20 protein-coding genes, 1 pseudogene and 1 riboswitch are annotated in these 20,876 nt (G+C 33.3%); of the genes and pseudogenes, 14 read left to right on the top strand and 7 right to left on the bottom strand.

The window, feature by feature from the left end:
- Window positions 1–9 precede the first annotated feature (9 nt).
- The 3 genes from BZ25_RS07145 to BZ25_RS07135 are packed head-to-tail and all read right to left on the bottom strand — an operon-like array spanning window position 10 to window position 4,174.
- Window positions 10–2,070, bottom strand: a complete 2,061-nt coding sequence (locus BZ25_RS07145; protein ID WP_121567514.1) for a hypothetical protein — start codon at window positions 2,068–2,070, stop codon at window positions 10–12.
- A gap of 2 nt (window positions 2,071–2,072) precedes the next feature.
- Window positions 2,073–3,734: a PEGA domain-containing protein gene (locus tag BZ25_RS07140; RefSeq protein ID WP_121567513.1), complete on the bottom strand. Its 1,662-nt coding sequence runs from the start codon at window positions 3,732–3,734 to the stop codon at window positions 2,073–2,075.
- A gap of 2 nt (window positions 3,735–3,736) precedes the next feature.
- Window positions 3,737–4,174 carry a MarR family winged helix-turn-helix transcriptional regulator gene (locus BZ25_RS07135; RefSeq protein WP_012207871.1) on the bottom strand — a complete coding sequence of 146 codons (438 nt, stop codon included), beginning with the start codon at window positions 4,172–4,174 and terminating at the stop codon, window positions 3,737–3,739.
- Between the two features lie 239 nt (window positions 4,175–4,413).
- Here BZ25_RS07135 and BZ25_RS07130 point away from each other — a divergent pair, with 239 nt between their 5' ends.
- The 3 genes from BZ25_RS07130 to BZ25_RS07120 all read left to right on the top strand — a co-directional run bounded on the left by BZ25_RS07130 (window position 4,414) and on the right by BZ25_RS07120 (window position 7,873).
- Entirely contained in the window at window positions 4,414–5,775 is a 1,362-nt protein-coding gene (locus BZ25_RS07130) for an MATE family efflux transporter (protein ID WP_199171155.1), read from the top strand.
- Window positions 5,776–5,974: 199 nt separating this feature from the next.
- Window positions 5,975–6,439, top strand: a complete 465-nt coding sequence (locus BZ25_RS07125) for a MarR family winged helix-turn-helix transcriptional regulator (RefSeq protein ID WP_121567512.1) — start codon at window positions 5,975–5,977, stop codon at window positions 6,437–6,439.
- Window positions 6,440–7,873, top strand: a complete 1,434-nt coding sequence (locus tag BZ25_RS07120) for an MATE family efflux transporter (protein WP_121567511.1) — start codon at window positions 6,440–6,442, stop codon at window positions 7,871–7,873.
- A gap of 44 nt (window positions 7,874–7,917) precedes the next feature.
- Here BZ25_RS07120 and efp read toward each other — a convergent pair whose 3' ends face one another.
- Window positions 7,918–8,475: an elongation factor P gene (gene efp / locus BZ25_RS07115; protein ID WP_103064751.1), complete on the bottom strand. Its 558-nt coding sequence runs from the start codon at window positions 8,473–8,475 to the stop codon at window positions 7,918–7,920.
- 340 nt (window positions 8,476–8,815) lie between these two features.
- Between efp and BZ25_RS07110 the strand changes: the two genes are divergently transcribed.
- Window positions 8,816–9,013: a cold-shock protein gene (locus BZ25_RS07110; RefSeq protein WP_012207866.1), complete on the top strand. Its 198-nt coding sequence runs from the start codon at window positions 8,816–8,818 to the stop codon at window positions 9,011–9,013.
- A 66-nt stretch (window positions 9,014–9,079) separates the two neighbouring features.
- On the opposite strand, the gene deoC is transcribed toward BZ25_RS07110, so the two are convergent.
- The gene (deoC, locus tag BZ25_RS07105; protein WP_121567510.1) at window positions 9,080–9,829 is read right to left on the bottom strand and encodes a deoxyribose-phosphate aldolase; all 750 of its coding nucleotides are present in this window, start codon (window positions 9,827–9,829) and stop codon (window positions 9,080–9,082) included.
- 106 nt (window positions 9,830–9,935) lie between these two features.
- Window positions 9,936–10,040, top strand: a riboswitch (TPP riboswitch).
- A gap of 137 nt (window positions 10,041–10,177) precedes the next feature.
- Between deoC and BZ25_RS07100 the strand changes: the two genes are divergently transcribed.
- Both BZ25_RS07100 and BZ25_RS07095 read left to right on the top strand, forming a co-directional pair.
- A complete protein-coding gene (locus BZ25_RS07100; protein ID WP_121567509.1) occupies window positions 10,178–11,155 on the top strand; it encodes a thiamine ABC transporter substrate binding subunit in 978 nt (325 codons plus the stop codon).
- Window positions 11,156–11,159: 4 nt separating this feature from the next.
- Window positions 11,160–12,698, top strand: coding sequence for an iron ABC transporter permease (locus BZ25_RS07095; RefSeq protein WP_121567508.1), 1,539 nt, complete (start codon window positions 11,160–11,162; stop codon window positions 12,696–12,698).
- Here BZ25_RS07095 and BZ25_RS07090 read toward each other — a convergent pair.
- The gene (locus tag BZ25_RS07090; protein ID WP_121514297.1) at window positions 12,695–13,408 is read right to left on the bottom strand and encodes a hypothetical protein; all 714 of its coding nucleotides are present in this window, start codon (window positions 13,406–13,408) and stop codon (window positions 12,695–12,697) included. The genes BZ25_RS07095 and BZ25_RS07090 overlap by 4 nt on opposite strands.
- A gap of 197 nt (window positions 13,409–13,605) precedes the next feature.
- Between BZ25_RS07090 and BZ25_RS07085 the strand changes: the two genes are divergently transcribed.
- From BZ25_RS07085 to BZ25_RS07070, 4 genes are read left to right on the top strand one after another with little or no spacing between them, the layout of a single operon-like run.
- Window positions 13,606–13,818, top strand: a complete 213-nt coding sequence (locus BZ25_RS07085; RefSeq protein WP_012207861.1) for a DUF2281 domain-containing protein — start codon at window positions 13,606–13,608, stop codon at window positions 13,816–13,818.
- Window positions 13,784–14,041, top strand: coding sequence for a PIN domain-containing protein (locus tag BZ25_RS07080; RefSeq protein WP_121567507.1), 258 nt, complete (start codon window positions 13,784–13,786; stop codon window positions 14,039–14,041). Before BZ25_RS07085 ends, BZ25_RS07080 begins: the two co-directional genes overlap by 35 nt.
- Before the next feature lie 50 nt (window positions 14,042–14,091).
- Window positions 14,092–14,454 (top strand): encapsulin-associated ferritin-like protein, encoded by a 363-nt coding sequence (locus BZ25_RS07075; RefSeq protein ID WP_012207859.1) that lies wholly within the window; start codon window positions 14,092–14,094, stop codon window positions 14,452–14,454.
- A 31-nt stretch (window positions 14,455–14,485) separates the two neighbouring features.
- Window positions 14,486–15,283 (top strand): family 1 encapsulin nanocompartment shell protein, encoded by a 798-nt coding sequence (locus BZ25_RS07070; protein ID WP_103064745.1) that lies wholly within the window; start codon window positions 14,486–14,488, stop codon window positions 15,281–15,283.
- Between the two features lie 108 nt (window positions 15,284–15,391).
- On the opposite strand, the gene dnaA is transcribed toward BZ25_RS07070, so the two are convergent.
- Window positions 15,392–16,756 (bottom strand): chromosomal replication initiator protein DnaA, encoded by a 1,365-nt coding sequence (gene dnaA, locus BZ25_RS07065; protein ID WP_121514296.1) that lies wholly within the window; start codon window positions 16,754–16,756, stop codon window positions 15,392–15,394.
- 289 nt (window positions 16,757–17,045) lie between these two features.
- On the opposite strand from dnaA, the pseudogene BZ25_RS07060 reads away from it, so the two are divergent.
- The 4 genes and pseudogenes from BZ25_RS07060 to BZ25_RS07045 form a co-directional block, all read left to right on the top strand.
- Window positions 17,046–17,984: pseudogene (locus BZ25_RS07060) on the top strand (ABC transporter permease); the annotation flags it as partial.
- Between the two features lie 13 nt (window positions 17,985–17,997).
- Window positions 17,998–18,873 carry an ABC transporter permease gene (locus tag BZ25_RS07055; protein WP_012209569.1) on the top strand — a complete coding sequence of 292 codons (876 nt, stop codon included), beginning with the start codon at window positions 17,998–18,000 and terminating at the stop codon, window positions 18,871–18,873.
- Between the two features lie 5 nt (window positions 18,874–18,878).
- The gene (locus tag BZ25_RS07050; RefSeq protein ID WP_121567506.1) at window positions 18,879–19,868 is read left to right on the top strand and encodes an ABC transporter ATP-binding protein; all 990 of its coding nucleotides are present in this window, start codon (window positions 18,879–18,881) and stop codon (window positions 19,866–19,868) included.
- A complete protein-coding gene (locus tag BZ25_RS07045; RefSeq protein ID WP_103064742.1) occupies window positions 19,861–20,874 on the top strand; it encodes an ABC transporter ATP-binding protein in 1,014 nt (337 codons plus the stop codon). Before BZ25_RS07050 ends, BZ25_RS07045 begins: the two co-directional genes overlap by 8 nt.
- The last annotated feature ends 2 nt before the right edge of the window (window positions 20,875–20,876 follow it).

The raw sequence follows: 20,876 nt of genomic DNA, 5'->3' as shown, positions 1-20,876 counted from the left end.
CTCCTAAAATTATTGGAATAATAAAACAATTCCTGCACCAACCAAAACCCCCACAAGTCCTATAATTATTGATGAAATATAAGTTTGATTAGGTTTTTCAATCTGTTGTACAGAACTTTCTAAATTATTAATTTTTTCTACTGTCTCATCAGTTTTTTGTGAAAGCATGGCAATACTTTCATCGTGAAGAAAAACGGTTTTTTCAAGGTTAGAAATTCTTGATTCAACACTTGAAAGTTCATCTTCGATATTTTTCAATTCTTTTTCGAGGGAAACTAACTCCGTTGCTAACTGCTGAGATAGTTCTGCCTTGAGATCGTTTTTTAACATCATAGGATCATTCAAATATTCAGACTCACTTTTAATTTCATAGTATTTTTCAAGTAAAGAATTATAAGAATTTTTAAGTTCTTCTATCTCAGAAGAAGTTATTTGAAAATTGTTCAAAGTATTTTCAATATTGTATAATCTATTCTCTACTTGTATTAAGTTGTTTTGTAATTGCCCATTTGTTCTGTTCAAATCTTGATAGTTATCATTCAAATAATCTACTGTTTCAGCTATTTTTGTAATATCACCTATTTGTGATAATGTATCTTTATTTAAATTAGTCAAAGTTGCTAAAGACGATATTTGAGCATTTAACGCTTCTGTTTGTTCTTTTAAAGTTTGAATATCACCGTTATTTTTTTCTAATGCAAAATAAAGTTCGTTCAAATTATCATTAAATTCTTCAAACATCGTAGCATATACAGTCAGCTCACCAATTTGATCATAATAAGCACCAATAGTTCTTTCTAAACTTGAAACTCTTTCTTGAAGATTTTTGATATCTACAGCATACTGAGGAGCAACCATCTCTGATGACGTTGGCGTAAGCTTTGATAATTCAAAAATTATGTTATCCAATTTTTTGTTCTGAATTATTATTTGCCCAGAAAGAGTGTTATATTTATTTTGCAAATCTAATATTTTAGAGTTGTAGTAGGCATGCCTTGCATCGAAAGTTCCTATGTAAGATTGGTTAGAAGACACTTGATCATATAATACAGTTAGATCGTTTGAGAGATTATTAGTTTTTACTTTCAACCCTTCGATATCGGCTCTTATTCCCAACAATAGTTCATCGTTTAATGTTTCTGATGAAATACTTGTTGAAACATTTGAGAGAATGAAATTCAGCTTGGCTTCGTTTTCATTAATCTTTTTACTCAGTTCATTATAACTGTTTTCATATGGAAGTATCTCACTTTCTATCCTTAAAATTCTTTGATCAAGATTATTCAGTGTAGCAGACAATGTGTCGTTATATAGATAAACTTCATTTTTAGCGATGTTTGTCAAAGATGTTCTCAATCCGTCTATTTCGAGATTTAACAACATGTCTATATAATTTTTTAGTTCTTCTCTATTTTCTTGTGTAGAAGTTAGCAATACAGATTCCAAACTTTCAATAGTTTGATCGTATTTGGTGTTTAAGTTCTTTACCTCTTGATCAAAATTGTGAAGTTGTTCTTGAAAAATTGTTAAAGATGCCATTGAAGAGTCAGCAATCATTTGAACTTCATCTTGTGCAGTTTTTTTTGCAATATCAATTGCTCCTTGAGAAATCTCTTGGAAGATAATATTGTCTTCGTTAATTGGTTGACTGGGATCAATTACTTTTAAAATATCCGATACATTTTTCCCCAAATTTTGGATAGTAGAGTCCAAATAAGATAATCGGTCATCGTGGGCAAAAACGGTACTTTCTAAATTGTACAGTCTTATTTCAGTATTTAAATTTTCGAGCTTAAGTAATCTATTACTTATTTCTTGTAGATCTTGACCATAAAGTCCATCTACATAATCGAGCATGTTTGAACCAAATTCGGCCAAATCATATCTTAAAACTTGTTGAGAACCCCTAAACCGGCCTTGATTGTCCAGATACATGATTCCTGATTCAACCATTCTCACCACTTGAGGATATATTGGCGAGGATGGTTGTAAATCTGATATGTTGGTTTGGGATAACAAACTCAATGAAATAAAAGTAAAAAGTAAAAATAAAACTATTTTTTTTGCCATCGTTATAACCCTCCAAAAAGTTTATCTAGATCAACATACATAGGTTCGTTTACAAAAAGAACTACAGATACGACTCCATTTGAAAACAGAGTTGGACCTGACGGTAAAAAGAATGTTTTCTGAGAGTTGGTATATTCTTCACCGTTGATAGTATACTTCTCCCCTGTAAAATTGACCTTTACAGGTACAGGAGAGTCAAATTCAAAATGTACGAAACTTTTTTCTCCCGGGTTTATGGTTACTTTTCGTTGTTTTATTTCGTTAAACTTTCTAACCTCTACCGTATAGACTCCAGATTTAAGAGGGTAACCAAACCGATCATTTAAATTCAAATACTGACCGTCAATGTAGATAAGTGGATCTTTAACGTTAGTAGTAATAAAAATATTACCAAAATCACTTCCGGTATAAATATCTACACTTTCAGAAGGTTCCAAAAGTACACTGTACGTTCTATTTAGTGTCCTTAAGTTAACAAACTGGGCATTGTTTAACATATTGTAAAGAAAGAATGCAGGAGTCTTTTGAGTTTTTCCTAAAAAGCTCACATTCGTATTGGACATAGCATAAACATTTACTGTGCTAAGTTTATTTAGATCTATACTTTCCATTTTGTCATAAAAATCTCTATAAATAGGAAATTCTAAACTTTTTGTTCCGGATACAATTCTAACAAAATGTGGTGAATCATCCAAAATAATCGAATCAATTCCTTTCCCTACGTATTTACCATCGATATTGAATTCATAATTTTCAGAATTTAGAAAATTTATTGTATTTAAAAATGGATTCAATTCAACATAATATCTGTTCAAGCCGTTTTGGGTTAATTCAATCAGCATTTCTTTAGATTCGTATCCTAATTTAGATAATGTTAAATTATATGTGCCAGTTGGGAATAAACCTTTCATTGGTGTACTTCCTACATATTCACCATCCAAAAATACCCCCACATCTTTTGGTTCGCTATCAACAAAGAGTTCTATTCCTTTTTCTAAATCAATTAAGATTCTATCATCTTGAGGCAAATTTTTTATTGTTTTAACTAAATAACCTTCTTTTTCCAACAAAATTATATCGAAATTATCTCTTTTTACGGTAATAGGAGTTGTTCCAATTAACTTTCCATCTACAAAAACGTTTGCTTGGTTAGGATTTGATTCAATCAATATTTCATTAGAAGGAATTAGAGAGACCCTTAAATTTTTCTTATCAAATGGTTTCAACTCAAGGTTTAGTTCTTTTGCAAAAAATCCATCTTTTTCTATAATTATTTTTTCTACGTTGTACGGAATATCAACTTCATTAGATGTGGGTAAGGCTATATTGTAATCTTGATTTAAAAAGGTGTATTTTATATTGGCAGAATCAACGTTGATATCAAAAATAAGTTTGGCTAAAGGAACTTGTTCAGCTGTAATTTGGGATTCACTTCCTAAAAGCTCTATACGGACAATAAAATCGCTGTATCCCAGTTTTTTTACATGGAGATAACCATCCGTATCATTAGGTACTTCGATTGTAAAAGGTGTTTCTGTAACAGTTCCCATAAATTGAGAATCAAAATAAACTTCACTACCAGGTAATGCTATTAGATTTATTGTGTAAGAAAAAAGAAATGTTGTAAAGATTAATACGAGAAACACTAAAAACCTTCTATACACTGTTATATCCCACCTTGATTTTCATTCAAAATTTTATTGATTTCATTTAATATTTCTACACTTCTTTCTTTTTCTCCCAATTTTTCATATACTTTTTCCATCAATATTACCCTGTTTTTTATCACGTTTTCTATTATATTAGTCCCGTCTTGAGTAATTTGAACAACATATACCCTTTTATCCTTCTTTGATTTTTCCCTAACCAAATATCCTGCAATTTCCAATCTTCTAATGAGTCCAGTTGTTGTGCTTTTTGTTACCCCCAATCTTTTACTGATGTCACTGAGCATTTTAGGACCTTTGAAATAAACGGTTTGTAAAACATCAAACTGAGCCGGAGAAATGTTGAACTCTTTTAAAACTTTTCTTCCTTCACTTTTTACTTTTGAGCAAATCTCTCTAATCATCTTTTCCATTTGAATTGAAGGGTTATTTTCCATTTTATTCCTCCCCAGATTATGAAGTATTTCTCTAATTTTCTGGATTCAGTCATGATCAAAACGCAATATCTAATATAGTATATCATATTCTTGAAAAATCAATCTGACAATTTACAAAGTTGAGTTATTTATACATTAATGGTAAAATAATCAAAGGTTCTTAAAAAGAATTTTTAAGGGTGGGGAAGGGGTGAGGGGCGCTATTAATTAAATTATTTTAATGTTTATGGGAGGAATATATGGAAAAAGATCTAACAAAAGGTAGTGTAATAAAGCATATTTTGTTGATGGCACTACCTACAATGTTTGGTATGGCAGCCCAAATGGTTTACGATCTTGTTGATATCTTTTGGATAGGCATGATTTCCAGTGAGGCGATAGCGGGGGTGACCATTTTTTCAACTATTTTTTGGATGGTGGATTCATTAAATGAGATTATTGGTGTAAGTTCAATCTCATTGGTATCTCAAGCTTACGGTAAAAAAGATTATAATCAAACTGCAAGATCAATTGAACAAACTATAAGTTTCAAATTTTTGGTTGCATTGATAGCTGCAACCTTCATGGCAGTGTTTTTGGAACCATTGATGTCTCTTTTTGCAGATGAAACTGTGGTGAATTATGGTTTAGAGTATGGTTATTTAAGATTGTTCTTTTTACCGATAATGTTCTCTTCCTACTCTGTAAACACTGTTTTTAGATGTTTGGGGGATGCTAAAACACCAATGATTATAATGATATTTGTTAGCATACTAAACCTTTTTCTTGATCCTATTTTTATCTTTGAAACGGTACCTTTTATCAACTTACCAGGCTTGGGTTTTGGAGTTTTGGGAGCAGCAATTGCAACCGTGGTTTCTCAGTCCATTGCTTTTCTTATAGGCTTTTTAATTCTTTTTTCCAGAACTCATGAAGTCAAACCTCGTATAAAAGGTTTATTTAGACTAAATAAAGATATTGATATAAAATTAATAACTATAGGAATGCCAAACGGTGTAGAAATACTTTTTAGAAATCTTTCAAATATAGCTATATTAGGTTTTGTCTCACTTTTTGGTAATCAGGCTATCGCAGCAAATGGGATCGCTGGCAGGATTTTTGGATTTGCCTTCGTCCCTTTGTTTGGTCTTACTATGGGGGCATCTTCTGTGGTTGGTCAGGCGATAGGAGCCGGAGATATAAAAAGATCTGAAAGAGCTGCAAATATCACGGGAATATTAGGTTCAGTTGCAATGTTATTTTTCATTGTAATGGCGTTTGGTTTTGGTGAAAGTGTGATTTCTCTCTTCACAAACGACGCTATTGTGATTAAATATGGAACTGAATTTCTAAAGTATGGATCAGTAGGTTTAGTTGTATTAGGATATGGTTATGGCCTTGCAAGTGCTTTTTCTGCATCGGGGTACAATTTTCCGTTTCTTTTATCGAGCATTATTTCAAGGTGGGGAATACAATTATGCATTTTAATCGTAGCTATTAATATTTTTAACCAGCCCTTAACATGGGTGTGGCTTTCTTATATGTTCGGGGATATCGCAGAATCTTTCATCCTTTTTTATTTTTATCAAAAGGGAAGATGGAAAGAGAAAAAAGCATGGTAGTAAAATATAAAACCAGAAAATATTAGTTGCACATGCAACCAAATTTTAACGGGAAAATGGTTGTATATGCAACAATTTTTTTCTATAATTATTTTTGTTTCCATTTCTCCCTTATGGTCAGGCTGTAGGTTTCAATTGATCACTGGGCTCTTCCTTAGAAGAGTGGAGAGCTGATTTTTAAAGGAGGCAAAATCAAAAGTTGCTTAATTTAGAGCAAGATCCATCGGTTATTAGCAAGATATCATGTTTATTCAGAACCATGAATTCGATGATGAAAAAAGAACTTCAAAGGTTTGACATTGGAAGAGGTCAATTTCAGTTTCTTATGTACTTACTTAAAAATGGAGATGGAATAAGTCAAGAAGAATTAAACGAGCATCTAAATTTCGATAAAGCAACTACCGCAAGAGCAATCAAGAAGCTTATAAAAAATGGTTATCTTACAAAAAAAATCGATGATAATGATCATCGAATCAATAGAATATTTTTGACAAATAAAGCTTACCAAATCTATAACGAAATGGTTAAGATGAATGATTATTGGGAAAGAATTATAACAGACAATCTTTCAACTGAGGAAAAAGAAATCGTTCAACATATATTGGATAAAATGCTCACTAACATACTAAAATACAAAGCTAAAGATCATGAGGAGGTGTCGTAATTGGAAGAAAATACCAATAAGCTTGAAGACAAGAAGATAGGGAAGCTATTAATGGAACTGTCATTACCAGCAATAGTTGCCATGTTGGTCCAAGCTTTGTACAATTTTGTCGATACTATATACATTGCCCGAGGTGTTGGTACACTTGGAATAGCTGGAGTATCTGTTGCCTTTCCAATTCAGATGATCATTATGGCTTTTGGTGGAATGATAGGAATCGGTGGGGGAACATTAATATCTCGAAGTTTAGGAGCCAAAGATGTTGAGCGGGCAGAAAACGCTTTAGGGAATATTTTTTCTGCTATCTTCGTTTTAAGCATAGCTCTTACTATTCTTGGTACTATCTTTTTAGATCCTATTTTAAATCTCTTCGGGGCCACACCTGATATCCTTTCATACGCAGAGGATTACATGAGTGTAATCCTGTATGGAGCAATACTCTTTACAATTGGAATGGCAAGTCACAACGTTATGAGAGCAGAAGGTAATGCGAAATATGCCATGATAGCTATGATCGTTCCAGGAGTATTGAACATTATTCTTGATCCTATTTTTATATTTGTATTGAATATGGAAGTAAAAGGCGCAGCAGTAGCTACTGTTCTTTCTCAGCTTGTTGGTGTTATTTATATAGGATATTACTTTTTCAGTGGAAAAAGTTCTTTGAAATTTCACAGAAAGAATTTCATATTAGATAGGCATATCATGTCTGAAACGCTAGGGGTTGGAGCTTCTGCTTTTGTTAGACAAGTTGCTGGAAGTTTACTAGCAATAGTTTTAAATAATTTGCTAGGTACGTACGGGAGTTCTCTGCATATAGCAATTTTTGGGGTAATAAATAGACTTTTAATGTTCTTTTTTTTGCCTATGTTTGGTATAGCGCAAGGTTTTTTACCAATAGCTGGTTATAATTATGGAGCCAAAAGATATGACAGAGTAAAAGAAGTTTTGAAAAAAGCAACAATTGCTGCTCTTACATGGTCCATAGTTTCATTCTTTTTAGTTCAATTGTTTCCTGGTTTTCTACTGTCAATATTTTCAACAGATACGTCCTTGATTAGTGAAGGTATTCCTGCTCTAAGAATAGACGCGATGTTTATATGGGTTGTTGGCTTTCAAGTTGTTGGATCATCTTTATTTCAAGCTATTGGTAGAGCTGGTCCTGCACTATTGTTATCAATGTCAAGACAAATATTGATATTTATTCCAATGGTGTTTGTAATGTCACACTTTTTTGGATTAATGGGCATTTGGTACACATTTCCTATTTCAGATGTTTTATCAGCATTGTTAACATTACTTTTTGTGATTAGAGAGATAAAAATTTTGAATACTCTACAGAAAAAGCAAGTTCAAATTAACGATGAAGAAAAAGAAATTGAGGAATCTTATACATCGGAAGGTAAGCATGAATACCAACCCCAAGAAAAATAATAAGGCTCGATAAAAATATATCGAGCCTTTAATATATACGCTTTTTATGCTCTTTCTAAGTAATCTCCTGTACGAGTGTCTACTTTTATTTTTTGACCTCTTTCCACAAAAAAAGGGACAGTGGTTTTCAATCCTGTTTCTAATGTTGCCGGTTTGCCACCACCAGACACGGTGTTTCCTTTAAAATTAGGTTCTGTGTCAATAACGGTTAGAACCACAACTGTGGGAAGTTGAATAGAAACAGGATTTCCATTAAAAAAGACTAGATCGACTTCCAAATTTTCGGTTAAATAAAATTTTTCATCTTCTAACTCTTGAGAAGGCAAAGAATATTGTTCATAGGTGTCGAGTAGCATAAAGTAATAATGATCGTCATCGTTGTATAAATACTGGGCTTTACTAAAACTTATATCAGCTTCTTCAACCTTCTCACCACTAGAAAAACTAACCTCTTTTATTAATCCTGTCATGACACTTTTTAGGCGGGTTCTAATTAATCCGCTGCCTCTTCCCATAAAATGCTTATTGGCTTCAATTACACGGTACATTTCGTTTTGATAAACTATAAAATCTCCTTTTCTTAAGTCTCCTACATCGATCATTCAATTTCCTCCTTGATTTTCAGTTAATCTCAATTAAAGGGGCATAAAAAAACTAAAACCCCACAAATTCATTTTAATTATATTTTTTTAATGATGACTAATAATAGGCAAAACTTCACTACAGAATAAATTTAGCAATTATTTTTTAACTTGTCAAGTCTTTTCTTGTACGTTTGTTTAAAATGTTGTACCTAATTATCTTTTAGCTAGGTTTACTCATAATTCATATACTGTTTATAAAAAATTAACTTGCATTCCTATCCATTTTGTATTATAATACTTTTGCAACACATTCCGTATGCTGCAATGGGTGGCGCGGTAGAAATTTGGAGGTAACAAAGTGAAAGGTAAAGTAAAGTGGTTTGATTCAAAGAAAGGTTATGGCTTCATCACAGGGGAAGATGGGAACGATGTATTTGTACACTTCTCAGCTGTTCAAATGGATGGCTACAGAAAGTTAGAAGAAGATCAAGAAGTTGAATTTGAAGTTGTCGAAGGTGACAAAGGTCCTCAAGCTTCAAATGTAAGACCCTTATAACCCTTATAAGTGTATACCATAATCTAAACCCAAAATACACCAAGGAGCGCGAAAGCGCTCCTTTATTTATTTGCTCTCTTGAATTATCTTTAATCCTGAGCTTGTTCCTATTCTATCAGCTCCACAACCTATCATTTTTAAAGCTGTTTCCAAGTCTTTAATACCTCCGGATGCTTTTACTTTCATTTCATTTCCTGCGAGGAAATTCATCAATGCCACGTCCTCTAATTCAGCCCCTCCACTTCCAAAGCCTGTAGAAGTTTTAACAAAATCCGCTCCAGCTAGTTTTGAAATTACAACGGCAGCTATCTTTTCTTCCTTCGAAAGATAACAGGTTTCAATTATAACTTTTAACAATTTTTTAGCATCTTTAGTCAATGAAGAAATAGCATGTATTTCTTCATAGATATAATCATACTGTTGCACCTTAAGCCTTCCTATATTCAACACCATATCTAATTCATCAGCGCCATCTTTAATCGAATTTTCAGATTCGTAAACTTTTGTTTGTATAGTATTGGCTCCCAGAGGGAATCCAATCACTGTTGCTACTTTTACTTCACTATCTGTAAGGATTTCTTTTGATAAACTTACATAAGTTGGATTAATGCAAACCGCGTAGAAATTGTTATCTTTAGCTTCTTTACAGAGAGTTTCGATATCTAAAGGTGTTGAGGTAGCTTTAAGCATGGTATGATCAATATATTTTGCCACTTCTTGGGGTTTTAAATCTGCCTGTCTTTCCTCAAAAGTGAATTCCTTTTCAACCCTTCTTGTTTCATTTTTGATTATCTTTTCTAATTCTGAAATTCTCATGTTTTGGCTCCTTCCCTTAAATAATAAGATTGTCTTTCGAAAATAATTTCTGAAATATTTTATCATATTTTAAAAAAATGTGGTATAATAATCTTGAAAGTAAATAATAAATGGCCAGGGGAGCTGAAAGGCTGAGAGGATGCCAAAAAGGTATCGACCCTGACTACCTGATCTGGATAATACCAGCGAAGGGAGGCTAAAAATATGTATTCAATTTGATCCTGTTCTCACTTTGCTGGTGAAGAACAGGATTTTTATTTTTCACAACAGGGTAATAATAGGAGATTCCATGTTGGAAATTATCTCATTTAAGCTAACTAAATAACTATTTAAAAGAGGTGAGTTAAGGTGAAAAAGTTTTTAGCGATGTTGGGTGTTATAGTTGTTTTGTTATCTTTTGCTTTTTCTGAGGAATTGACTGTCTATGTTTATGAAAGTTTCAGTTGGATTGAGCAAGGTACGGTTCAAAAGTTCGAAGAGATGTACGGCTGCGATGTAAAAGTGGTAAAATTGGGTGATGCAGGTAATGTACTTACACGGCTAGTTTTGGAAAAGAAAAATCCTAGAGCGGATGTAGTCATTGGGCTTGATCAGTCTTTAGCTGCAAAAGCTGTTGAAGAAGATCTATTGATCCCTTACAAGCCAAAAAACATTGAAAATGTTGCAGACAAAGCCTTGATATTTGATCCCGAATATTATGTAATTCCTTACGACTATGGAGCTATTGCCATCATTTATGATCCTGAAAAGATACAAGAAGAATTAGTATCTTTTGAAGACCTAACGAAATATAAAAATTCTTTGATAATTCAGGATCCAAGAGCATCAAGCACCGGTCAGGCTTTTTTACTATGGACAATAGCCGTTTATGAAAATGAGTGGAAAGATTTTTGGGAAAGACTTAAGCCTGCAATATTAACGGTGAGTCCTAGCTGGGATGATTCTTTTGCAAAATTCGAAATTGGTGAGGCGCCTATGATGGTCAGCTATGCAACTGATAGCGCATATTCGCAATATTATTACGGATCTAGTAAGTACAAGGTTTTTATCCCCAAAGAAGGTGCATATGTTCAAATAGAAGGTGCAGGTATCGTTAAAGGTACTGATAATTTAGATTTAGCTCAGAAATTCATAGAATTTATGTTGACAGAAGATTTTCAAAAAGAAATACCTTTAAATCAATGGATGTTCCCTGTAATTGATGTTGAACTACCTGAGGTTTACCAATATGCAGTGGTTCCCGAAAAAATTCTGACTATACCAGCCCAAGAAATTTCAAACAATCTAGAAATATGGCTGAAAGAATGGGAGGATCTATTATACTGAACTTATGAACAATAGAAGAAGCAAGAATTTGCTGTTTATTTTATTTTTGAGTTTGTGGTTGATTCCTTTTTCTTTTTTATTTAAAGATTTTTTTCGTTTGGAAGGTTTAGTTAATTTCCTGGATCCGCGTACGTGGCGGATCCTTGGTTTTACTTTTTATCAAGCCTTTCTTTCATCTGTGTTGTCAATGTTTATAACTTTGATTCCGGCGTATTTTACTTCAAGAAATGAAGGGATCATATCTAAATTATTAGACAACACGATTTTCATCCCTTTCTTTTTTCCTCCGGTCTCGGCAGTTATGGCTTTCACTCTTGTTTATTCTTCAGTTGGTATACTTTCAAAATTAGGTTTTAATTTAAATATTATGTACACGTTGAAAGCGATAATTTTAGCTCATATCTTTTATAACTCTCCCATATTTGTTCGTTACATATCGGAGGCTCTTAGAAGGGTGCCAGCAAGTTTTATTGAAACAGCCAGTATGGAAGGAGCGGGAAAATTTAAGACTTTTATAAACGCAGAATTACCTTTGATCATTCCATCCATTTCAAGGGCTTTATTTCTAGTATTTACATATAATTTCACAAGTTTCGCGATTGTTTTGAGTTTAGGTGGAGTAAGATATTCTACTTTGGAAGTAGCTATTTCTACAACATTAAGAAGCTCCTTGGACTTTCCCAAGGCTTTATCTTATGCATTAATTCAACTCATAATCCTCACGATGCTTAATATCTTTATATCAAAATTTGAACCTATATCTTTCGAATTTGAGCCATTATCTCAAAAAAAATCCGGATACCTAAGCAGGACAATATCGATATTTTACTTAATCTTTGAATATTCTATCGTCTTAATTGGTATTGCAGCTTCTTTTTTCGATTTTATAAATATGAAATTTGATATATCTTCATTTTTGAATTTATTCTCTAAAGAGTTGAATAGTGTATATCCAGTTGTTAGATCGATTTTAAATTCCTTTTTAGTATCCACGGTATCAGCTTTCTTTGCTGTAATAACAGCATATTTTTTATTGAAAAATTACAGTAAGCTCATCAATGTCAGTGTAATGGCTACTTTAGGAATATCATCTGCATTTTTGGGTATGGCTTTACTTTATTTAAATATACTATTTAATATTCCGTACGTATTGTTGTTGATTTTGGGATATTTCTTGATAACCATACCCATTGCGTATTCATTTTTATTCCAGCCGGTTCGAGGATTTGACAATAAAATAATTGAAGCTGCAAAAATCGACGGGGCAAACAAACTGACTATCTTTCTAAAAGTAGAATTACCTCTTCTGCTTTCTTCCATTACGAGTGCGTTTCTTCAGATATTTGCAATAATTTTTGGTGAATTCACCATCAGCTACACTATGCAAGTAAGGGATTACTTTCCTCTTGTAAGTGTGGTTAACTATTCTCTTTCCTCAGGGAGATTGTATCAGGAAGCAAATGCCTTAAGTGGGCTGAACATAATTATAATCTTCTTTATCTTTTATATTAGCAATAAATTTGCAAAAAAGTCGGAAATTTAAATATTATCTTTTTCAACTACAGCAATAGCGAACTCCGTAATAAAATATGCTTTCATCATATAATATTTTTCGTTTTCCTCATTACTTAAAACCTCTTCAAACAATTTATCGTTAGAAATATTAAGTTTATTCCTCAATATAACTAACATATTGAATTCTCTAATCTCATCTATTTCAAAATATTTTATGAGCCCGGTGGTCTTTAAATAATTATTTACGGCGGTTTTTATGTAATCATATATCTTTTGTTTTATTGGTAAAAATTTAAAAAAATTGTTTCTCATCAAACTAGCAACCTTCATTGCTCCAACCTTTCTAATAGATAAAAGTTCAAAAACGTTATCGTATTTAAAATCAATATACATTCCAAAAAATTTACCGCTCAATCTCCCTTTGGCATCTTTTTCTTTCAACATCTCACTGTTGATAGTTAATGCGAACGGAAATATAGTTATAGTCTCTAAGAAGTTATCGAAATTAATTTCTAAATCATCGATATTGTAATTTAATTTTTCCTCCACTTCTGACCTTACACTGATCTCTGCTTCTTTGAATTTATAAGCAGCCTCTTTTAGATTTTCTATAATCTCGTCCATTTCACTGGGATCTGCGTTTTTTAAAAATTCAAGATTGAACTTTTGAAGCTCTGGATGTTCCTTAAACAATCTATCTAAAAATTTTTTAAAATCTTCATCATCGTAATCGCTCATAATACATTCCTCCAAACAAAGTTTCAAAGAAAATATGTCTCATCTACGTTAATTATAACATATATTGTGATCTATCTAGGAATTTTTTGAAAAAAATAAAAAAATGGTATAATTTTAAATGAAAAAGTAAATTTGTAGGGTGCTATATAAAAAGTTTCTAGAGATAGTCAATCAAAAATTAAAAGGAGTCAAAGATTATGCATGATAAAGAAATCGAGGGAAAAATGGAAAAGCTTCCCGAAGATTTGAGGAGAGAGGTTTTAGATTATGTGGATTTTCTACTAAGTAAGTATCAAGGCAGAGAAAATTCGAGAGGTAAATTCAAGTTCGACTGGGAAGGAGGTCTATCAGAGATAAGAGAGGAATTTACTTCTGTTGAGCTGCAACACAAGGCTTTGGAGTGGAGATAATGTTTTTAGTGGATACGAACGTATTTTTAGAAATTCTCCTCACACCAAACTTCTGTTTTTGCCAATGGAACTGTACAGGGAAGTTGTAAATGTAAGAAAAATCCTGAAATTAGATTTTGATGATGCCTATCAATATAGCATAGCTAAATACCATGGATTGAAAATAGTTACAATGGACAAGGATTTTGAGAGGATAAAGGATGTAGAAACTTTGTTTTTGTAGGACGTTGCTTAAAAGAGCAATCAATCAAAAATTAAAAGGAGGGAAACTAAATGCAAGATTACCACGAACCTTATGAAGAACTAAGTGACAAAGATCGTTCTTATGTATACGCATTAAACAGTTTAAAAGAGGAGATTGAAGCAATAGATTGGTACAACCAAAGGGCGGCTGTTTCTAAAGATCCAACCATCAAAGAAATTATGGAGCACAATAGAGATGAAGAAATTGAACATGCGGTAATGCTTATCGAGTGGTTAAGAAGAAACATGGATGGATGGGATGAAGAACTGAAGACTTATCTTTTCACAGAAAAACCATTGCTAGAAGTAGAGGAAGAAGCTGTTGAAGGAGAAAGCAAAGAAGAGTCTTCTTCAAATAAAAAAGGTGATTTGGGACTAAGAGGATTGAAGTAGAAAAAATTTCAAAGATGAAGGAGGGTAAAAAATGGATTTTCTTAAAAGGGATTTAGCTCCAATAACTGAAGAAGCTTGGGAAGAATTAGACGAAAGGGCAAAGGAGATTTTTAAGAACAAATTAAAAATAAGACCAATTATTGATGTAGAAGGTCCTTATGGATGGGAATATTCTTCATACAATTTAGGTACAAACGAACTCGTTGAAAACCCGAGAGATGGATTGGGATGGGGAATAAGACAAGTTTTACCTATAGTAGAGATTAGAAACCCATTTGTTTTGAAACAATGGGAGCTTGATAATATCGAAAGGGGTTTAAAAACTCCGGATTTGGAAGGGTTAGAAACCGCTGCTAAGCAGTTGGCTTCGTTCGAAAATAAATTAATTTTAAAAGGCATAGAAAAAGCCAATATAATTGGGTTGCAAACGCTTGCTAAACAAAATTCAGTGGAAAGTTCTAAAGAAAGCGTTAAAGATTTTGTTAAATCTTTATTTGAAGTAAAAAAGAGATTCATGGAGCAAGGGATTGAGGGACCGTATACCTTAGTGATCAACAAAGAACTATGGCAAGATTTGTTTACCATGAATCTATCTTATCCTTTGGATTTAGTTGTTAAAGAAATTATAGACGCCAAAGTTAAACCTATGCATGAAGTAGATGAAAGTTTTGTAATTTCTAACCGTGGTGGAGACTTTAAATTAATTTTAGGTCAAGATATTTCCTTAGGATATGAAAGCAAATTTGACGAGCAACTCAAATTTTTCTTCACTGAAAGTTTAACCTTCCACGTAGTAACACCGGAAGCTATAGTTGGTTTAGAAATGTAAATTACTTTTAAAAAACATTTGCTGAAACAACCTGCTTATTATAAATAAAAAAATCGGCCTCAATTTGTTCTCGGTTAAATCATAATTTGAGGCCGATTTCTTCTATTTTTATAAAGTAAGAATCCCTTTTTCGTCTTCCAATTTGTTCTTGATGTTATTGATCTTATTTTTTATCATTTCATTTCCCATCAGCAAAGAATGTTCTATTTTTTTGATGGAATGAATAATAGTAGAATGATTTTTATCTAATTTTTCGGAGATATCTTTGGTTTTCAACTTCATAGTAGTCTTAAAAAGATAAGCTAAAACTTGACGTGCTAATGCTATTTCTTTTTTTCTAGATGATGAGAAGATATCCTTTCTATTTATATTAAATTCAGCGGCGACCAGATCTATAACGGTATCTATTTTCACAGTTTCAAGAACTTCTGGTGACTGGAACCTAACTTTGTTTGCGTTCATTCTCATCATTGAATTGACTATTGTTTTTGCGGATTCAATATTCACTGGCGCACCTGAAATTTGACTTTGCAATAAAAGGTTCATAATGGCGCCGCGAAGTTTTCTTAAATTTGTATCAACGTGTTCAGCCAAGTAATAAGCAACATCATCGGTAAGTTGAAGAGAAATCATTTGTGCCATTTTCTTAGCTATTAAGTACTTCGTTGCCTTATCAGGTGCTTGTATATCAGTTATCAAACCCATTTCAAACCTACTAATCAATCTAGGATGAAAGGTTGCCAATTCATCAGGGGTTCTATCGGAACATATTACTATCTGTTTTCTTGAGTTAAAAAGAGAATTAAAGGTATGAAAAAGTTCGCTTTGCACGGTATTTTTTCCAATTAAAAATTGAACATCATCTATCAATAAAAAATCTACATTTCTTCTAAAGCGTTCTCGGAAGTTCTCCATATCGCTAGCTCTTATTCCATCCATCATTTGATTCATAAAATCCTCGGCTGTTACATACTTAACCTTCAAATCAGGGGCATTTTCCATCAAAAAGTTCCCTATTGCATGTAAAAGATGTGTTTTACCTAGTCCAACATCTCCATATATAAATAAAGGATTATATTTACCAGGATTCTTGCAAACTTCCAAGGCTGAATAATAAGCTATTCTATTGGAATTTCCCGTAACAAAGCTGTCAAAGGTGAACTCAGGATTAAATTCTGATAGTTTCAAAGGTCTGTTTTTTATTATTGGACCATTTACTGCATTTTTTTGTTCTTTACTAATAGGGATTTCCTTAAAAACAACCTCTACAGACTTACCTAAGATATTATTTATAGTTTCTTTTATTATTGAACCGAATCTTTTCTCGACAGCTTCTTTAATAAATAAATTTCCTAATCCAACAACGACCTTTTTGTCTTCTAATTCCAAAATTTGAGCCGTTGTTAGCCAATTATTCCAGGTATCTCTAGACATGTTGGAACGAAGTTTTTCTATTAGTTCATGCTTTTCCATTATTTTCACCCCTTGGAATAAAACCCAATATATACTTTATCATAAGGGGTCAACTTAATCAAGAAAATTTTTGATTAAAAATCTGATTAAAGGCTATTTATGCTAAATCTAGAACTTAAAATTTTTAGATCCCTCATCTTAAAAAGATTTAAGAGACAACTTGAAGAACAAAAATTGTTAAATCTTTGTTTTAAAAAATAAAAATGTATAATATACAAACGTATTAATTTTTGAATAATAAGAAATGTTAATATATATTATGTTAATTTAAAATAACTTAATTTAAATAATAATATTTTTTGTTATTAGGATAATTCCCGGAGATCCCGTTGCAGCGATGTTAGGTGGAAGAGCTTCTCAAGAGGTTATTGAAGCCAGGAGAGCAGAACTAGGACTTAACGATCCCATCTTGGTTCAATTTTTTAAATACGTAGGGGGACTGTTCAGAGGTGACTTGGGAACTTCAACAATGACAGGAAGACCTGTACTTGATGAGATATTAGAAAGATTTCCCGCTACACTTGAATTAACAATTTTTGCGTTTATTGTAGCAGTAGTTATAGGGATCTTTTGGGGTTCAAAAGCCGCACAAAAAAGAGACAAACCCGTAGATATAATTGCCAGAGGGTTTTCAATGCTTATGTATGCCGTACCTGTTTTTTGGTTTGGTCTGATGATGCAGTTCATTTTTGGAATGCAATTGAAATGGTTGCCTATTGCTGGAAGGATCGGAGCTACAGTTCAATTTGAAGAGATTACAGGTTTGTTTTTACTGGATTCTCTTTTAAGAGGCAACTGGACTGCTTTCTGGGATGTCCTACAACATCTGTTGTTACCTGGTATTACTCTAGGCCTTGTTATCTCAAGTATTTTTTTAAGAATGGTTCGAAATAATACAATTTTAACGTTAACCTCTGATTATGTTAAATCTGCTAAAGCAAGGGGGATACCTGAAAATAGAATATTGTACAGGCATGCTTTAAGGAACGCTTTAGTTCCTATTTTAACAGTAATGGGATTACAGCTCGCACTATTGATGGCTGGAGCTGTTTTAACTGAAACAACTTTTTCTTGGCCAGGGATAGGGAGTTACCTCATCATGAAAATCAGATACAGAGATTTTCCCGCCATTCAAGGAACGATAGTTTTTTTCGCAATTTTCGTAATTATAATTAACATCATAGTAGAAATTATCAACGCGTTAATAGACCCAAGAGTAAGGTACTGAGGAGGGTATAAAATTGGAAGAACATAAATTCATTTCATCGAAGATTGGAAAGGGCTTCTCCAGATTCTTTAGAGGTTCCAATGCATGGCTTACCTTCATAGGTATGGTTATTTTAATTTTTTACATTTTTTTAGCCATTTTTTCACCTCAAATAGCTCCTTACGACCCTACAGAAAGGGTTGGAAGATCTTTAACCCCTCCGAGTAATGAATTTTGGTTTGGAACAGACAACCTCGGTAGGGACGTATTTAGTAGGGTCGTTTATGGGGCTAGAATAGCCTTAACAATAGCTTTTGTTTCTGTGGCAATAGCTTCTGCTATTGGTATACCGTTAGGTTTATTATCTGGATTTGTGGGCGGAATATTCGATAGAATAATGACCATAGTTATGGATGCTATATATTCTTTTCCAGGTTTGATTCTTGCCATAGCGATAGCGGCATTTTTAGGACCAGGTATCATGAATATCGCAATTTCTATAGCCGTTGTTTACATACCCACATACTTTAGGGTCATTAGAAATCAAGTATCTTCAGTTAAAAATGAACTTTATGTCGATGGAGCCAGAGCTATAGGCGCTTCAAACTTATCTATTTTGGGAAGGTACATACTTCCAAATGTACTTCCATCCGTAGTGGTTGTGCTTTCTATGAACCTGGCAGACGCCATAATGACAGAAGCTGGGTTGAGCTTTTTGGGATTAGGCATAGCTCCTCCAACTCCCGATTGGGGTTTTGATTTGAGCAACGGTCAAAGATTCATTTTGAGTGGTGCTTGGTGGGCTTTGACGTTTCCCGGTGTTGCTATAATGACTGTTACACTAGGATTTTCCATGTTCAGCGAAGGTTTGAACGAGATGCTGAATCCTACAATTAGGGAAAGAAGGTAGTAAGAGTGCTTGAAGTGAAAAATCTGAAAGTTTATTATAAAAGTGAAGAAGGGATTATAAAAGCGGTTGACGATGTTAGTTTTAAGGTAAAAGACGGAGAAACCCTGGGCCTAGTGGGAGAATCGGGCTGTGGGAAGTCTACCTTAGGACAAGCTATAATGAAAATATTACCGTTAAATGCACGATTGTACGGCGAAATTATATTAAATGGTCAAAATATTATTAAAATGAACGAAAAACAAATGCGAGAAATTCGTGGTAGAGATATTACCATGATCTTTCAAGATCCGATGACTTCTCTCAATCCCATCATGAAAGTCAAAGACCTGTTTGTTGAAATTGTAAGAGCTCATTTTCCCGATATATCTAAAGAAAAAGCTATAGAAATGGGTGGTGGTGTCCTAAAGGATGTGGGAATAGACCCAAGCAGGATGAACCAATATACATTTCAATTCAGTGGTGGTATGAGACAAAGGGTGATGATCGCCCTAGGTCTTGTTTTAAAACCGTCCTTTGTCATTTCTGATGAGCCAACAACTTCTTTGGATGTCATAGTTCAAGCACAAATAATAGAGTTGATGAATAAATTAAGGGATGAATATCAAATGTCTATGTTGCTTATAACACATGATTTAGGTGTAGTTGCTCAACTTGCAGATAAGATTGGAGTAATGTATGCCGGTCATTTGGTGGAAATATCTTCAAAGGAAAATATTTATTACAATCCCAAGCACCCTTATACAAAAGCTCTTTTAGAGTCCATTCCAAATACGGACATCAACGACAAAGATTTAAAATATATTCCTGGAAGTCCTCCAGATTTAGGTAAACCTCCAAAAGGATGCCGATTCGCCCCTCGGTGTGAGTATGCTATGGATATCTGCCATGAGCAGGAGCCCCCAAGTTTTTTAATCGAAGGATCGGAAGTTAAGTGCTGGCTTTATGAAAATTCTCAAGATTTAAATAATGTAAATGTAGGTGGTACTAATGACTGAAAATACAATCTTAAAAGTTCAAGGTTTGAAAAAATATTTTCCTCTAAAAAGAACGGTGGGGGAAGTTTTAACTAGAACTCCACCAAAATACGTAAGGGCGGTAGATGAGATTAATTTTGAAGTAAAAAAAGGTGAAACTCTTGGTTTAGTTGGTGAATCAGGAAGCGGGAAAACAACTACAGGTAGGCTGATTACAAGGTTAGAAGATCCCACTGAAGGAAAAATTTTATTCAAAGAAAAAGACATCAGTACATTAACAAAAAAAGAATTAAAACACATAAGAAAAGAGATTCAAATAATCTTTCAAGACCCACTTGCAGCCTTGAACCCTCATATGAGGATCGGTGAGGCTGTGATGCATCCTCTAGAAATACACAATATTGGCAAAGACCATTCCGAAAGACAAAAGCTTGTTATGGAGATGTTGGAAAGGGTACAGTTATCACCTGCAAGTGAGTATTATTATAGATATCCTCGTGATTTATCTGGTGGTCAAAGGCAAAGGGTTGTAATAGCAAGAGCTTTGATCTTAAAGCCTACTTTTGTTGTGGCGGATGAAGCAGTTGCGATGTTGGATGTCTCTGTTAGATCCCAATTGTTGCAACTGATGATCAACTTAAAAAACGATTTTGATCTGACTTATCTTTTCATCACACATGATTTAGCTACAACCAAATATATATGTGACAGAATCGCCGTAATGTACTTGGGCAAAATTATCGAAGTTGGAAATTTTGAGCAAATATATACAAAACCCAAACATCCGTACACTCAAGCTCTAATATCAGCCGTTCCTGAACCTGACCCCAAGAGCAAGAAAAGAAGAATAATACCTCAAGGGGAAGTTCCAAATGCCGTTAACATCCCTACAGGTTGTAGGTTTCATCCTCGATGCCCGTATGCAAAAGAAATTTGTAAAATTAAAGAACCCATTTTGAAAAATGTTGAAAACCAAGAAGTTGCCTGTCATCTCTATGATTCAGAATATGAAAAGAGTGCCGTTTAGAT

It is taken from the genome of Petrotoga sp. Shatin.DS.tank11.9.2.9.3, from assembly GCF_003665005.1.
GTDB classification, from domain to species: Bacteria; Thermotogota; Thermotogae; order Petrotogales; family Petrotogaceae; genus Petrotoga; species Petrotoga mobilis.
The sequence above is the reverse complement of the archived record's forward strand: the minus strand, read 5'-3'. Positions and strand labels throughout refer to the sequence as shown.